Here is a 15,033-nt window from a genome sequence, read left to right as displayed (position 1 = left end):
GCCAACCTCGCCCGCCCGACCGGAAATCGGCCCTGGCACGGGGGCGACCCCGCGAGCGATGCTGTGACCGGTGGCCAACCAGCGTTCAGGTTACCTGAAGGCGTTCATCCATGAAATTCAAGCCTTTCCAAGCAGCAGTTGGGGGTGATTCCCAGGGCCGGAGCCACAGGTATCCGCACCGCCTGTGCCCCAGGCTGTGTGCAAGGGTTCAGGATGTGAGCCGGCGTTTCCCGCTATCCGGAAGCGCAAGCCTGGAGCTGTGTGAACACTCGCTTGAAGGCCGCAAAGCCGGGGCAGTGAGCGCCAAAGCGCAACCAGACCTGACGGGCGTGGTGAACCAGCTGAGCAGGCAGGCTGATCAACTCCTGGAACACAGTGCGGATGCGGCGGCGCTTGGCGGGATGGCGCACGGGCGAGTCATCGCCGATCAGCCCCTGCAGGCCAATCCAGCGCAGGACGTTGTACACGAAAGTGCCCGCTGCCATGACCAGGGTGTTGGTGTCGAACTTGCCGGAGGGCAGGCGCTCCAGGTCCATGTCGGTCTTGAACTCGGAATGGAATTGCTCGCAGGTGGCATGGCCGCGATACAGGGCGATGGTGTCGTCATCGGAAAACTCCAAGGAGGTCCACCAGCCCTCGACCTCCAGGTCGGGGAACACCAATGCCTGGCCCTTGCGGTCAATGGTGCGCTCCACCACGCGCATGACGCGTCGGAAGGTGTACTCCCGCCCTTGCCAGCTGCGGGTTTCGTTGACGCTGAAGGTGGCGATCCGCTTACCCTCGCGGGGCGTTTCCCACTTGACCTTGCTTGCCTCCAGGCCATCCGCATGCGCCATCCAGTCCGCGGCCGACGCCTGTCGGGGGTTCCACTTGATGACGAAGTCGATGCCTTCGGCCTGCGCGCGCACTCGGTTTTCCAGGGCATCATGGGCACTGTCCAGGCGCATCAGAATGGGGCGTTCAGTGAGGCTGCGCGCCGCTGGCAGCACGCGATCCAGCACGAACCCGAAGCCGTTCTGGCTGTTCTCGGATCCAGGCTTGAGCTCGGTGGCGAGACACCAGCCCTCTTCACCCAGATAGGCCGGCATCACGCCGTAGCCGTCAAAGCCCCGATAGGTGTAGCCCACGCCTTCCTTGTGGGTGCCCGAGTTGTCCTGGGCAAACAGGTCCAGATCCAGCGCCACGTGGCCACAGGACAACGGCGTCACCGGCACCTTCGCCTGCTGGAGGAAGGTCAGGTTGGCTCGATCCAGGGCGCGGGCATAATCCATGGCCGAGGCATCCATGCGCTGACGCAAGCGCGCTGCCGACAGGCCGCGCTTCAAGCCCATGCAGGACAGAAAGAACGGATCCTTGCGCACCCCTTCGGCGGCTTCAAAGTCGCTTTTGCCCAGGGTAAGCAGCCCCAGGTAGGTGCTGAGCACCTGACCATGGTCGGTGCCCCGGTAAGATCCCATCGACTTCACCGCCTGATCCAGGCGGGATGCCGCAATCGCCTCGCCAATCAGTGCCAGCCCCGCATGGGCGGTGAGAATCCGGCGCGGCGACTGCTCAAGGCGAGGTTTTTTGAGGGGCATCTGGGTTCACCCAACTGGTGCAACGGGAAGCCCCGATTTTCTCATTTATCTTATTGTTTTTGAAGGTTAATCATGAAATTTGGCGAGATTTCGTCACGGATTCAGGGAAATGCCAAACTCACCTCGCAGGACTGGGACGTCCTCCGCCCGCAGAATGATGTTTTCAGGCATTTCGATGGGGATGACGTCTCCCGGCTTGAGGTTGATCATTTCCGCCACGGTCAACTCGGCCTCTGCCAGGGTCGCGCTGACCTCCACCTGAATCATCTTCAACTCTTCCCGAAGGGCCTTGGGCCAGCGATCATCCACATCGGCGCGATCGCTTTGCAGCCCTGTATCCAACTGATCCCGGATCGGCTCGATCATTGAGTAGGGCATCGTGATGTGGAACTCTCCACCACCTCCATCCAGTTCAACCTGGAAGGAACACACCACCACCACTTCGGTGGGGCTGACGATATTGGCGAACTGCGGATTGACTTCCGAGCGGCTGTATTCAAACTCCAGATCCATCACCGGGGCCCATGCCTGCTTGTAATCACGGAAGGACTGCTCAAGCAGCATGCGAATGACCCGCAGTTCCGTGGGTGTGAACTCCCGACCCTCGATCTTGGCCGGGTAACGCCCGTCGCCCCCGAAGAAGTTGTCCACCAGGATGAAAACCAGTTTGGGATCAATGACGAACAGGGCCGTCCCTCTCAAGGGCTTGACGCGAACCATGTTCAGACTGGTGGGCAGGTAAAGCGAATGGACGTACTCCCCGAATTTCATCATCTTGATGCCGAGTACCGAGATCTCGGCAGACCGGCGCAGCAGTTCGAACATGCCGATACGCATGTAGCGGGCGAAGCGTTCGTTGATCATGTCCAGGGTCGGCATCCGACCCCGCACGATGCGGTCCTGGGTGGTCAGGTCATAACCACGTGCCACCCCGTCATGGGCCAGGAAATCCTCCTCGGTTTCCACCGCCCCGCTATCGACCCCGTGCAAAAGGGCATCAATCTCGTCCTGGGAAAGAACATCATTGGTCGGCATGGCCCAGCCTCACTGCATCACCAGGTTATTGAAATAGATCGCTTCCACGTTCGAGGGCGCCCCGCGCTGCTCCAGCACACCGCGAATCTCTTCCAGTACCTCGGCGCGCAACGCCTCCTTGCCCTCAGGAGTGACCAATTGGTCATAGGTCTTCTGGCTCAGCAGCAGCATGAGGTTGTTGCGTATCACCGGCATGTGTCGCTCCACGCCCGTAAAGACGTCTTCACTGCGTGCCATCACCACAATGCCCACCTGTGCAAACCGGATGCGCTCCGAACCGGAGAAATTCACCACCAGCGGTGGTTCCAGCGGCAGGTATTGCGGCTCGGCCACAACGGTCTGCTCTGCTGATGGACGATCCGCTTGCATCACCAGGAAATACCAGGCGGCGCCCCCTCCCACCGCAGCGGCCACCACGAAGGTCACCAACACGATCAGGATCAATTTCAAGGCGCCCCCCTTGCCACCGCTCTTGCCGGCATTGGGATTCAGGTCGAGCTTGCTTTTTTCAGGTTTCTTGGCCATCGGACGGTCTCCCTCTATCGGGGCTGATGCAAGGCACATGCCACACACGAAATCCCCGGAAAATCATTGATTAATCAAAGTCTTGAAATTCACGCACCCAGCATTTCGCCATAATTTTGACAGATGCCATAGACGCAAACACGCCCCCTGCTCCGCGGGAAGCAGGGGGCGTGTCAAACCTGGGGGAGTCTAACGAAGTGACGATGCTTGTGCCGACATGATGGCGAATTAACCGCCCTCATGCCAGATCGGTCAACTCGTCATGGTCATATCCTGAAGCGACCTACCGAAGATTGGAGGTCGGCCGCCAGACGAGCCAGTTCCTCGCTGGCGCGGGCAATCTGGTCCGATCCCGTTGCCGTCTGTTCAACGGCATGGCTGATGTTATTGATATTGCGATTGATTTCCTCCGCCACCGCAGACTGCTCCTCGGCGGCACTGGCGATCTGCGCGTTCATATCGTTGATGGTCCCGACGGACTGATTGATGGACCGCAGGCTCTGGCCCGCCGACGCAGCCTGTTCCACGCTGTCGCGTGCCTTGGCGCGGCTGGTCGTCATGGTCTGCACTGCCTCATGAGTACCCGCCTGGAGACTCTCGATGATGCCACGGATGTCGTTGGTGGATTCCTGTGTGCGGCTGGCCAGCGTGCGCACCTCGTCGGCCACCACGGCGAAGCCACGCCCCTGTTCACCGGCGCGAGCCGCTTCAATGGCCGCATTCAGGGCCAGCAGATTGGTCTGCTCGGCCACATCACGGATCACATCCAGCACCTTGCCGATCTCATCGCTTTGGTGCGACACCCGCTCGATGGCCTGAGCCGCATTCTCCACCTCATTGGCCAGCGTCTCGATGGCCTCAATCGTCCGGTTCACCACGTCATTGCCGGCATGTGCCTCCTGGTTCGTTCCGGTCGCCGCCTGGGCCGCCTCGGAGGCGTTGCGGGCCACATCCTGGACCGTGGCGGCCATCTCGTTCATGGCGGTGGCCACCTGATCCGATTCACTTTGCTGACGCTTGATCTGCTGAACCGTCTCTTCGGTGGTTGCCGAGAGTTGCTCTGCCGCAGCGGCCACCTGGGTTGAGGCGCCAACGATCTGGCGCACCAACTGATGAATCTTGTCCACAAAACCATTGAAGGATTGGGAAAGCTGTGCCAGTTCATTGCGCCCCTCGGCGGGCAGACGCTGTGTGAGATCACCGTCCCCCTGAGCGATCTCATCCATGCGCTGGGCGGTGAGTCTGAGCGGTACCACAATGCCACGGGCGATGAACCAGGCCGCCAGCAGCCCACCCAGCATGACCAGTGCCCCAATACCCAGGACCCCCATCAACGCCTGACGATACTCGGCCACGTAATCACTGCGGTCGATCATCACTTCCAGCACACCCACCGGGCGGCCGGCAAAATCCAGGACCGAGCCTGCGTAGAGGGCGACGGCCTGCCCCTGATGCTCCATGGTTTGCAGAAGGGTGTCGCCCCCCATCACCCGATCCAGATGATCCTCGCGGAAGCGGGCTGGGCCACCGATGGTACCGGCAAAGGTCTCGAAGCCTCGGTCAGTGGGGATATGCAGGGCCGCACGAACACCGTATTGCTCGGTGAAGTCCTGGAAAAAGGGGTCTCCGAAGGAGAGTCCGAACTCCACCACCCCCACCGACTCACCCTGATGGCGAACCGGTGTCACGCCACGTACACCCAGACCCGCCACACCGCGCTCGAGTCCTCGCACGGGGCGCCCCTGGCGATTGGCCTGAACCACGGTCTCGCGCATGCTGCGCAGATCATCACCATGGCGATCCAGCATGTGCAGGCGCAGGAAGGAGGTGGCGGGGGCCGTCAGGAACTGGAACTGAACCGCGTCATATTCATCACGCATCCGTTCGAAGATGGGCAAGGTGAGTTCCGTCAACGCCTCTCGGTTCCGCTCGGCAAAGGCCCGCTGCACATGCGGCTGACTGGCGACCACCTCGGCCTGGGTCTGCGCTCGCAGACTCGTCTCCTCCACGGAGGCCTGCAGCGCCATGAACAGATCCTCCAGTTGCCTCAACTGGGCGCGCTCCGTGATCTGGCTGATGGCGTTAAGCGCTGTGGGGATGACCAGGCCCAGGGTGACCAGGAGCACCGCAGCCACTCCCACCAGCAGGCGGGTACCGATGCGAACGTTGTTCAACATATCCTGTTACTCCGTTTTGGTTCTTGTCCCTGCCCTGGCGCGGACATCATCCTCATTCACAGGTCACACAGCACGCATCGGCTCCGGAGCGACCATATTTCAGGCATAGGCATCCAGCAGACCCGATGGCCTACCCGAGATACCGCCGTCCTGAATCTCGCCCCCGGCTGCGCCCTCCGCCTGGGTCATGCCAGCCCCCTGGCCCTCCTCCTGACCGGACTGCTCCCCATCTCCAGCCTCCCGGTGCGAGACATCCACATCACCCAGTTGCACGCCGTTTTCCGCAAACATCTCCCGCAACCGGGGCATGGCGGCGTCCAGGGCATCCCGGGTGACCGCGTGGGCCGCCAGGAACTGCACATTGGCGCGATCGCCCTCCATGGACACGCGGATCTCCAATGGCCCCAGGTGGGGTGGATTCAGGCGCAGTTCGGCCCCTTGCACATTCTGGTTCACCATCCATAGCACCCGGTTGCTCACCGCCTCATTCCACTTGGGTTGCGACATGGGCACATCCAGGTTCATGACGCGCAGCCCCGACTGCTGCTGGGAGGCAGGCTGCAGGCTCAGTGACATATCCCCGGCCATCTGCACGGACAGCCCCTCCCGGCCCGTCCCCTCCGCCTGCGGGATGGCACGTGCCAGCAGGGTCTCGATGGACTGCACCTGAACCGGCGTCTGTGGCTGACCCTCGACACCGCCTCGCCATACCTGTGCCATGGCGGCGGTCAGGAGGTTGGGGCGAGTGTCCTGCTCCCCTGTCTGTAGCGGCAACACCTGGCCGTGTGCTGGCAGTTCTTCGCCCCTCAAGGCATGGAGCATGGCGAACAGACCCTGTGCGTCGGCCTCGCCCTGCTCCTCCATCAGTGCCCTGAGCTTGTCGGCATCCAGATCGGTCGGCAACATCAAACCGTCCGGCAAGTGATCGCCGAGTTCACCCGGCAGATCTGCTTCCAGCGCCTGAAAATGCAGCAAAAGACTCTCCCAGAAGTTACCTCCCTCGGCCAGCTCTTCCTGAAGTTCAGGCGGCAATTCCTTGACGAATTGCGCCAGACCGCCTTCTCCGGAGCCCCGCATTGGCAGGGGGAATTGCATGATGGGCATATCCATGACGGGATACCTATGTGATGGCCACTCTGGATCAATTGACAGTCAAGAAACGTGCCGTCCTACAAATCAGGTTTGCGCTGCACATTGCGATCATCCTGCTCGGCCTGCTCCCGCCGGTCCATCTCATGACGCTCCTCGACCTCAAACCGTTCAACCACACGGTTGATCGCCTCCGTGCGCCCCCGGGCCTCGACCCACTGACCGCGACTGCGTTCCAGCTCTGCCCTCGCCGCCTGCACCAGTTTCATCTGTTGCTCGATGGCCTGGTTCAGCCGTGACAGAAATAATCGGTAGTCCTGCAGTCCCAAGCCATTGAGCGGAACCGACGTGCTGGACTCGAATCGCTGGGCATATTCATCGCGATACCCGCTCAATTCATCCAGCCTGGCGAGGCGATCTTCCAGGGTCTTCTGCCAGTCCCCCAACTGACGCGCCGCCTTCTGCTGTCGGGTGTCGGCCAGACGGGCCACAGGTTCCATACGCTTGGATCGATTCATTGGATCTCACCTCACGACGACGTTGCGCGACCGGCAGGGGCGGCCTGCTGGACGGGTTTCTCTGCCTGCGCCGATTCCCGTCTGGAGACGAGATCTTCCAGTGCCCGCAGGCTCTTCTTGAAGTTCACGGCCTCCCGCAGGTCCTGCTGCAGAAAACGCTCCAGACGGGGAAACAGGGCAATCGCCTCGTCAACGCGGGGATCGGACCCTTTTTGATAGGCCCCCACGCTGATCAGGTCGCGGTTTTGCTGATATTGTGAATAAAGTTGCTTGAATTGGCGGGCGGCCTGCACATGCCCCGGGTCGACGATATCGTTCATCACCCGCGATACGGAGGCCTCCACATCGATGGCCGGGTATCGTCCCGTATCGGCAATACGCCGGGAGAGCACCACGTGCCCATCCAGGATGGCCCGGGCCGCGTCGGAGATCGGGTCATTGGTGTCATCGCCCTCCGCCAGCACGGTGTAGAATGCGGTGATCGAGCCTGAGCCCCGATCCCCATTGCCAGCGCGTTCCACCAACTGCGGCAGACGGGCAAAGACCGAGGGGGTGTAGCCCTTGGTGGCAGGGGGTTCGCCAATGGCCAGGGAGATCTCCCGCTGGGCCTGGGCGAAACGCGTCAGCGAATCCATCAGCAGCAGCACGTTATGCCCCTTGTCGCGGAAATACTCGGCAATGCTGGTGGCCAGCATGGCTCCATGCAGGCGCATCAAGGGTGGGTGATCCGCAGGTACCGCCACCACCACCGCCCGGGCCATGCCCTCCGGTCCCAGGATCTTCTGGACGAACTCGTTCACCTCACGCCCACGCTCACCGATCAGGCCCACCACGGTGATGTCTGCCGCGGTGTAACGGGTCATCATGCCCAGCAGCACACTCTTGCCCACACCACTGCCGGCGAAAAGCCCCATGCGCTGGCCCCGCCCCACGGTGAGCAGGCCGTTGATGGCACGGATCCCCACATCCAGCGGCTCATGGATGGGTTCCCGGGCCAGCGGGTTGATGGGCCGGCCATGCAACGATACATGGTCATCGCATTGCGGTACCCCCGCGCCGTCCAGGGGGCGACCCGAGCCATCCAGTACCCGGCCCAGCAGGGCCTCTCCCACCAGCGTCTCGCGAGCATGGCGTGTGGGGATCACACGGGCCCCCGGTGTCAGGCCGCTGACATCGCCCACCGGCATCAGGTAGGTCCGCTCGCCGGAGAATCCCACCACCTCGGCCTCGACTTCATGATCATCCAGGCTGACGACCCGACAGCGGCCACCGACGGAAACCTGACACCCCTCTGCTTCCAGGGTCAGTCCCACCATGCGCACCAGGCGCCCCTCGGCCACCACCGGGCGGGCGTGTTCAAGACGCCCCCGGTAGCGCTTCAGCCGCGCCTCGAGCCGTGCAACCCGGGCCTGGGTGGCAATTGATCGGGGAATGACGGAGGCCTCACCCATGACCCTCTCCGGAGGCTGACTCAGACGCCCTCACCTCGGCGGGGTGTTCTCCCACCGCCTCAACCTCAAGGCTATCGCTGCGACGCTCACCGCCCCACAGGGACGCAATCACCGCATTGAGCCTCGATTCCAGACTGGCATCCACCCGCGAGGTATCCGTCTCCACCTTGACGCCACCACGACTGAGCGTGGGGTCCTCCACCACGGACCAGGGCCGTTCCAGGTCGTTGAGATGCAATGCCTCCTTGACCAGCCTGGCATCCTGAGGATGCAGATACAGCCTGACCTTGCGATCCGCGCTGGGCAGTGCCCCCAGCGCTTCGCGCAATACCGCCACGATGGCCGATGGGTCCGTGCGTAATTCACGACGCACCAACTGCCTCGCCACGGCGATGGCCAGTTGTGCCAGTTCATCCTCGATCACGGCGTCCAGTTCCTCGTAGGGACTGACCAGACCCTGGAGCAACCGATCCCAGGCCTTCGTCCGTTGCTCGATGATCTTCTCGCCCGCTTTCACACCCTTGGCTTCGCCGTCCTTGTACCCCATCTCGCGTCCGGTGTTCAGCCCCTCCTCATAACCCGCCTCTCGTCCCCGCTCGAATCCAGCCTGATAGGCCTGATCCTCAATCTCACGGATACGCTCCGCGGTGGGCAACGTGAGTTCGACTTCCTCCGTGGATTCGGTCTCTGCGCCGGCCTGGGCCTCTGGTTCGGGCTCCGCAGAAGGATCCCCCACCTCGGGAATCTTCCACAACTGGGCCAGGCCCGCCTGGGCCTGGGGAATCACGCGCTCGTTGCCGCCCATGCTCTTGCCTCCTTACACCATCTGCTCGGAGCCCTTGTTGCCAAGGACGATCTCGCCGGACTCGGCCATGCGGCGAGCAATGCCAAGGATCTCCTTCTGGGCCGCCTCCACTTCGCTCAGGCGTACCGGTCCCTTGGCCTCGAGATCGTCCTGCAGCATCTCGCCTGCCCGCTTGGACATATTCTTGAAGATCCTGTCCTTCACGGTCTCGTCGGCGCCCTTCAGGGCCATCACCAGGGAGTCCGTCGACAGCTCTCTGAGCAGGGACTGGATGCTGCGGTCGTCCAGATCCGCCAGGTTGGCGAAGACGAACATGAGATCCTGAATCTTCTGACTCAAGGACTCATCCACATCCCGGACCTTGTCAAGGATGGAGCCTTCCTTGGAGGAATCCATGAAATTGAGGATGGTGGCAGCGCTCTTGACGCCGCCCACACTGGAAGACTTGACGTTCATGTTGCCGGCGAACTGTCGCTCCAGGATCTCGTCCAGTTCCTGCAGGGCGGAAGGCTGCACGCCATCGAGTGTGGCAATGCGCATGAGGATGTCCGGCTGCGTCCGTTCCGGCAGGAAGGACAGCACAGCGGCCGCATGATCGGGATCCAGATACGACAGCACGATGGCGATGATCTGCGGGTGCTCCAGACGGATCACCTCGGCGACTGCACGCGGATCCATCCACTTGAGGGATTCAAGGCCCTTGGAGTTACGCCCCAGCAGGATGCGGTCAATGACGCCATCGGCCTTGTCCTTGCCCAGCGCCCAGGTGAGCACGTTGCGGATGTAGTCGTCAGACCCCATGCCCAGGGCCGTCTGTTCATCCACCGTGGCGACAAAATCATCAATCACCTGTGCCACGTCCGACTTGGAGACGTTGGTGAGTGAGGCCATGGCGGTACCGACACTCTGGACCTCCTTGGGACCCATGTGCCGAAGCACTTCCGCCGCCGCCTCCTCACCGAGGCTCATCAGAAAGACCGCGGCACGATCCGGACCACTCAGTTTGCTTTTAGGCTCCATCTTCCGCCACCCAGTTCTTCACCACTTGAGCCACCAGTTTGGGATCATCCTTGATCAATTCACGCACCCGTTCCAGGTTCGTTTCATAGTCTCTCGGCCCCTTGCCGGGCAGTGCCATGGGCTCATCCCCCTGGCTGGTCAGGCTGAGTTGATCCTCACCCACTTCGCCCTCGCCTTCGGCCGCAGCCCTGGCCTCTTCGTCTTCCTCTTTTCCGGCGGCGCCCTGGGCAGCCAGCTGCCTGAGCAAGGGCCGCACCACCAGAAGGATGGCCAGCAGTCCCACCAGAGCCAACAATGCCGTGCGGGCCAGTTCCTGTGCCCAGGCCTGCTCCCAGATGGGCGGCTCGGGCAGCGGCTCGGGCTCCGGTTCCACCCGGAATGGTGCACTGATCACATTAACACTATCACCGCGCCGGGCGTCAAAACCGACCGCCCGCTGCACCAACCCCTCAATGCGCGCCAACTCCTCCGGCGGCACGGGCTCACGCACCATCTCACCTTCTTCGTTCATCCGCTCCTGAAAGTCGACCACCACGGCCACCGACAGGCGCCGCACCGTACCGGGTGCCTCGCGCACGTGACTGATGGTGCGGTCGACCTCATAGTTTCGCGTGCCACTGCGCCGCGATGAACCGGGCATTTCCATGCCAGGCTCCATGACCCCTTCACCCTCGGCGCCCAATTCACCGCCGCCCGGGGGCTGGTTGACCAGCGCGCCCGGAATGCCCATGGGCCCCCCCGGCGCACCGCGGGTATCCTCTTCCGAGAACTGCTCGCTGCGCAGTGCTGTGAGCTCCGGGTCGTAGTTCTCGATGGTGCGTTCAATCCTGGAGAAGTCCAGATCCGCGGACACCCGGGCGCGCACGCCGTCTTCGCCGACGATCGGTGCAATGATATCCATCACCCGCTGCGACAGATTCTCTTCCATCAAACGGGTGAACTCCATGTTGCGGGTGGACAACGTCATGCCGTCATCCTCGCCATGCTGGGTCAACAGACGTCCCCGCTGGTCCACCACCGTCACCCGCTCAGGCTCCATGCCCGGCACACTGGAAGACACCAGATGGACAATCCCGGCCACACGGCGTTCATCCAGGGTACGCCCGGGGTGCAGGGTCACCACCACTGACGCGCTGGGCTGTCCGCGATCGCGCACGAACACCGTCTCACGGGGCATGGCCAGGTGCACGCGAGCCGCCTCCACGCTGGATAGCGTGGCCACCGAGCGGGCCAGTTCGCCTTCCAGGGCCCGGTGATAACGGGCGGTCTGGACCAGACGACTGGTGCCGATCCCCTGATCCTCCTGCATGAGCTCGAAGCCAAAGCCAGCGGCGCGGGGCAGCCCCTCGGTGGCCATTTGCAGACGGGCCTCGTGCACCGAATCGGCGGGCACGGTCAGGGCACCGGTGACCGGATCCAGCCGGTAGTTGATCCCGTGCTGATCCAGGGCCTGCATCACCTCGGCACTTTCCCGTTGCCCCAGGTCTGGGTACAGGATGGTGTAGTCGGGTCGATTGAGCCAGATGAACAGGCTCACCACCAGCGCAATCGCAGCGGCCAGGCCGACCAACAGGCCGATCTGGCTCTGCGCCGGCAGCCGGTTGAAGCCTTCTACCTGCTGATTGAGTGTGGTGGTCAGTGAAGTGGCCATGATGGTGTCCTACCGGTCCTCAGACCTGCATGTTCATGATGTCCTGGTACGCGGACACCAGGCGATTACGAATCTGGGTGGTGGCCTCAAAGGCCACGCTGGCCTTCTGTTTCGCCACCATGACCTGGGGCAGATCCACATCCGGGTCACCCAGTTCAAAGCGCGTGGCCAGCGAGTTGCTCGACTTTTGAGTCTCGCTCACCTTATCCAGGGACTCACGCAGCATGGCGCGGAAATTCGGCTGGCCGGGCTGTATCTCCCGACTCACGGCAGGCTGTGCATCCACTCCCGCACTCGCTGCCAGCGAGCGCATCTGTTGCAGTACCTGATTGATTTGCTGTTCGCTCATGACCATGTCCTCCACGTCACGATTCAATTCACTATTGGTGTCGTCTCAAGTCACCTGCCCTGATGAGGGCGGTCACGGAATGGCGACACCCGCCTCACGCAGCCTTGCCAGCTTGTAACGCAGCGTGCGCGGGCTGATGCCCAGCCTGGCGGCGGCATCCTTGCGACTGCCGTCCTCCACACGCAGCGCATCCAGAATCAGTTGCTCCTCGCGGGAGCGCAGGTTGTCTCCCAGACGCTGATCACGCAGCACCGGAGCCGGTGCGGACTCACTCAACCCGGCAAACGGGGATTGCGATCGTGCATCCATGCCCATACCCAGACCCATAGCCGAACCCGCCTCGAATTGAACGGCATCCGCTTCGATATTCACGCCTTCTCTCAGGATCATGGCGCGCTGGATCACGTTATCCAGTTCCCGCACATTGCCAGGCCAGGGGTGGTCCACGAGACGGGCTGCCGCCGCCTGGGTGAGTTGCGCATGATCGATGCCACGCCCATGCACATGAATGAGTCGCCGTGCCAGCGGCAGAATGTCGCCAGGGCGTTCACGCAAGGGGGGGATGACCAGAGGAAAGACGTTCAGGCGGTAGTAGAGGTCTTCACGGAACTGCCCATCGGCCACCGCGCCCTGCAGGTTGCGGTTGGATGTGGCCAGAACACGCACATCCACCGCACGGGGATGACGTCCGCCCAGGCGCTCCACCTCCCGCTCCTGCAATACCCGTAGCAACTTGGCCTGCAGCCCGTGATCCATCTCGGAAATCTCATCGAGAAGCAGCGTGCCGCCCTCGGCCAGTTCGAACTTGCCCGGCCGGGATTCGTAAGCGCCCGTGAAGGCACCCCGCTCATGGCCAAAGAGCATGGCCTCCAGCATGTTTTCGGGGATGGCGGCACAATTGAGTGCCACAAAGGGGCCGTCTGCCCGGGAGGAGTGGTTATGGATAAAACGGGCGAAGACTTCCTTACCCACGCCTGATTCGCCGTTGATCATCACCGTTGCTTCGGAAGCGGCAACGCGGCGGGCCAATGCCAGGAGATCCCGACTTCGGGGGTCTTCGGCCACCAGATCCGGAACCTCGTCATCAGGTTCCGTGGTCAAGAGGGTCATTTGACTCATTGCACCTGCTCCACATCGTGTCCTGTTGTGACCTGTCAGCAACATCGAGCGAGACAGGCCTTTATCAGGACTAAAGCAGGTTACATGCCAATCTATTTAAGCTTTATTAATCAGTGACTTGAAGTTTACAAAAAAGAAATCGTCAAGATTCCGCCGCGTCTTCCGCGCGGGTGATGCCAAATTTTCGCATCCGCTCCACCAGAGTGGTCCGACGCATGCACAGAAGCTTGGCCGCCTGAGCGACCACGCCACCCGACTTCTCCAGCGCGTCCCGGATCAGTCGCATTTCCAGCTCGCCCATGTATTCCTTGAGGTCGAGCCCCTCATCCGGGATGCTACCGGCAGCCCCACCCGCCATCGTCACCGGATTGACCAGCTGCCCGGCCTCTTCCAGTTCATCGTCACTGAGATCACCCCGGAACTTGCGAGGCAGATCCATGGGTTCGACGGTTTCCCCGGGGTGCATGATGGCCAGACGCTCCATGAGGTTGGCCAGTTCACGCACGTTGCCCGGCCACTCGTGCCGGGCCAGTACCTGGAGCGCACCGGGCGACAGGCGCACACTACCCCGCCCTTCAGCATCCATGCGGCGAAGCAATTCACTGATCAATAATGGCAGGTCCTCGATGCGCTCCTTCAGGGAGGGTACTTCGATGGGGAACACATTGAGCCGGTAGTAAAGATCCTCGCGAAAGCCTCCGTCTTCAATGGCCGATTCCAGATCCCGGTGGGTGGCGGCAATGATGCGGGCATCAGTGGTCAGGGTCTTGGTACTACCCACCCGTTCGAAGGTCCGCTCCTGCAACACCCGCAGCAGTTTGACCTGCATGGGCACGGGCATGTCGCCGATCTCGTCCAGGAACAGGGTCCCCCCCTGGGCCAGCTCGAAACGCCCGGGGCGCGCACTGATGGCTCCCGTGAAGGCCCCCTTCTCATGACCAAACAGCTCGCTCTCCAGAAGCTCCCCGGGAATGGCGCCGCAATTCACGGCCACGAAGGGCTTGCCCCGGCGGGCGGAACAATTGTGAATATTGCGGGCCACCACCTCCTTGCCGGTACCCGTCTCGCCCAGGATCAGCACGTTGGCATCCGTGATGGCCACCTGTTCGATGTGATCACGGATGCGTTGCATGTGCCGATTGCAGCCCACCAGGGACTGATAAAGCATCTGGCGTACCCGGCCACTCAGATCCACGCCATTCACCACCAGATGCCGGGCACGCTGCAGGGTGTCCGACCACTGCGTGACCCGAGGCGGGTAATCCAGGCGGCGCAGCAAACGGGGAGCCACCCACTCAGGCAGCGTGCCGAACTCGCTCTCATCGCCGACCAGTGTCACGGGCAGTGGCTGCCCCTCGTGGTCCTTGAGCGCCTCCAGGGGCTTGAAATCCCGGGCATCTTCCGCGCAGCCACTGACCAGCAGCATCAGCCACGTGGTGTCCGCATGAAGCCTCGTAGCCACTTCTTCCGGTGGCACGACAACCGGTTCGCATTCCATGAATTCCAGCACGGTTCTGAGCTGCTGAATACGTTCCGGCTGGTTGGCAAGCACCATCACGCTCTGCGGCACCTGCGGCAGAGGCGTATCAGTCATGTCGGGTGTGCTTGAATCGTCAAGTGCCATGAAATCATCAGCCGAAATAAATCCCTGGGCCCGCAGGATAAACCCAGACCCTCACTCATGTCCCGCCACGCCTGCCTCAGACAGGCCGTTGGG

At 62.2% G+C, this 15,033-nt stretch carries 13 protein-coding genes; all 13 read right to left on the bottom strand.

Annotation, left to right across the window (positions count from 1 at the left end; genetic code table 11):
* Positions 1 to 233: 233 nt before the first annotated feature.
* The 13 genes from ECTHA_RS0111790 to ECTHA_RS0111730 all read right to left on the bottom strand — a co-directional run bounded on the left by ECTHA_RS0111790 (position 234) and on the right by ECTHA_RS0111730 (position 14,910).
* Positions 234 to 1,577, bottom strand: coding sequence for an IS1380 family transposase (locus tag ECTHA_RS0111790; RefSeq protein WP_026623756.1), 1,344 nt, complete (start codon positions 1,575 to 1,577; stop codon positions 234 to 236).
* A 93-nt stretch (positions 1,578 to 1,670) separates the two neighbouring features.
* Complete coding sequence (gene fliM / locus ECTHA_RS0111785) at positions 1,671 to 2,612, bottom strand: flagellar motor switch protein FliM (RefSeq protein WP_026623755.1); 942 nt, start codon at positions 2,610 to 2,612, stop codon at positions 1,671 to 1,673.
* Between the two features lie 9 nt (positions 2,613 to 2,621).
* Complete coding sequence (locus ECTHA_RS0111780) at positions 2,622 to 3,137, bottom strand: flagellar basal body-associated FliL family protein (RefSeq protein WP_025281869.1); 516 nt, start codon at positions 3,135 to 3,137, stop codon at positions 2,622 to 2,624.
* 266 nt (positions 3,138 to 3,403) lie between these two features.
* On the bottom strand, positions 3,404 to 5,314 hold the full coding sequence (locus ECTHA_RS0111775; RefSeq protein ID WP_025281870.1) for a methyl-accepting chemotaxis protein: 1,911 nt from the start codon (positions 5,312 to 5,314) through the stop codon (positions 3,404 to 3,406).
* A 99-nt stretch (positions 5,315 to 5,413) separates the two neighbouring features.
* Entirely contained in the window at positions 5,414 to 6,409 is a 996-nt protein-coding gene (locus ECTHA_RS19065) for a flagellar hook-length control protein FliK (RefSeq protein ID WP_158407554.1), read from the bottom strand.
* 74 nt (positions 6,410 to 6,483) lie between these two features.
* Positions 6,484 to 6,921 (bottom strand): flagellar export protein FliJ, encoded by a 438-nt coding sequence (gene fliJ / locus ECTHA_RS0111765; protein WP_025281872.1) that lies wholly within the window; start codon positions 6,919 to 6,921, stop codon positions 6,484 to 6,486.
* A gap of 11 nt (positions 6,922 to 6,932) precedes the next feature.
* Complete coding sequence (fliI, locus tag ECTHA_RS18100) at positions 6,933 to 8,372, bottom strand: flagellar protein export ATPase FliI (RefSeq protein WP_051582644.1); 1,440 nt, start codon at positions 8,370 to 8,372, stop codon at positions 6,933 to 6,935.
* Positions 8,365 to 9,177: a flagellar assembly protein FliH gene (locus ECTHA_RS0111755; RefSeq protein ID WP_025281874.1), complete on the bottom strand. Its 813-nt coding sequence runs from the start codon at positions 9,175 to 9,177 to the stop codon at positions 8,365 to 8,367. The genes fliI and ECTHA_RS0111755 overlap by 8 nt, the downstream gene beginning before the upstream one ends.
* Positions 9,178 to 9,189: 12 nt before the next feature.
* Positions 9,190 to 10,197, bottom strand: coding sequence for a flagellar motor switch protein FliG (gene fliG / locus ECTHA_RS0111750; protein WP_025281875.1), 1,008 nt, complete (start codon positions 10,195 to 10,197; stop codon positions 9,190 to 9,192).
* Positions 10,187 to 11,848 (bottom strand): flagellar basal-body MS-ring/collar protein FliF, encoded by a 1,662-nt coding sequence (gene fliF, locus ECTHA_RS0111745; RefSeq protein WP_025281876.1) that lies wholly within the window; start codon positions 11,846 to 11,848, stop codon positions 10,187 to 10,189. The genes fliG and fliF overlap by 11 nt, the downstream gene beginning before the upstream one ends.
* A 19-nt stretch (positions 11,849 to 11,867) precedes the next feature.
* Positions 11,868 to 12,197: a flagellar hook-basal body complex protein FliE gene (fliE, locus tag ECTHA_RS0111740; protein ID WP_025281877.1), complete on the bottom strand. Its 330-nt coding sequence runs from the start codon at positions 12,195 to 12,197 to the stop codon at positions 11,868 to 11,870.
* Between the two features lie 72 nt (positions 12,198 to 12,269).
* Complete coding sequence (locus ECTHA_RS18095; RefSeq protein WP_084306953.1) at positions 12,270 to 13,316, bottom strand: sigma-54 interaction domain-containing protein; 1,047 nt, start codon at positions 13,314 to 13,316, stop codon at positions 12,270 to 12,272.
* Between the two features lie 142 nt (positions 13,317 to 13,458).
* A complete protein-coding gene (locus ECTHA_RS0111730; protein ID WP_029762500.1) occupies positions 13,459 to 14,910 on the bottom strand; it encodes a sigma-54 dependent transcriptional regulator in 1,452 nt (483 codons plus the stop codon).
* Positions 14,911 to 15,033: the final 123 nt, after the last annotated feature.

The sequence above is a fragment of the Ectothiorhodospira haloalkaliphila ATCC 51935 genome, assembly GCF_000633935.1.
Classification (GTDB): domain Bacteria; phylum Pseudomonadota; class Gammaproteobacteria; order Ectothiorhodospirales; family Ectothiorhodospiraceae; genus Ectothiorhodospira; species Ectothiorhodospira haloalkaliphila.
This window is presented reverse-complemented; position numbering and strand designations above follow the sequence as displayed.

Bases quoted from the DNA above. Each gene is read 5' to 3' on its own strand.
- ECTHA_RS0111790 (WP_026623756.1), bottom strand. From the start codon at position 1,577: ATGCCCCTCAAAAAACCTCGCCTTGAGCAGTCGCCGCGCCGGATTCTC.
- fliM (WP_026623755.1), bottom strand. From the start codon at position 2,612: ATGCCGACCAATGATGTTCTTTCCCAGGACGAGATTGATGCCCTTTTG.
- ECTHA_RS0111780 (WP_025281869.1), bottom strand. From the start codon at position 3,137: ATGGCCAAGAAACCTGAAAAAAGCAAGCTCGACCTGAATCCCAATGCC.
- ECTHA_RS0111775 (WP_025281870.1), bottom strand. From the start codon at position 5,314: ATGTTGAACAACGTTCGCATCGGTACCCGCCTGCTGGTGGGAGTGGCT.
- ECTHA_RS19065 (WP_158407554.1), bottom strand. From the start codon at position 6,409: ATGCAATTCCCCCTGCCAATGCGGGGCTCCGGAGAAGGCGGTCTGGCG.
- fliJ (WP_025281872.1), bottom strand. From the start codon at position 6,921: ATGAATCGATCCAAGCGTATGGAACCTGTGGCCCGTCTGGCCGACACC.
- fliI (WP_051582644.1), bottom strand. From the start codon at position 8,372: ATGGGTGAGGCCTCCGTCATTCCCCGATCAATTGCCACCCAGGCCCGG.
- ECTHA_RS0111755 (WP_025281874.1), bottom strand. From the start codon at position 9,177: ATGGGCGGCAACGAGCGCGTGATTCCCCAGGCCCAGGCGGGCCTGGCC.
- fliG (WP_025281875.1), bottom strand. From the start codon at position 10,197: ATGGAGCCTAAAAGCAAACTGAGTGGTCCGGATCGTGCCGCGGTCTTT.
- fliF (WP_025281876.1), bottom strand. From the start codon at position 11,848: ATGGCCACTTCACTGACCACCACACTCAATCAGCAGGTAGAAGGCTTC.
- fliE (WP_025281877.1), bottom strand. From the start codon at position 12,197: ATGAGCGAACAGCAAATCAATCAGGTACTGCAACAGATGCGCTCGCTG.
- ECTHA_RS18095 (WP_084306953.1), bottom strand. From the start codon at position 13,316: ATGAGTCAAATGACCCTCTTGACCACGGAACCTGATGACGAGGTTCCG.
- ECTHA_RS0111730 (WP_029762500.1), bottom strand. From the start codon at position 14,910: ATGACTGATACGCCTCTGCCGCAGGTGCCGCAGAGCGTGATGGTGCTT.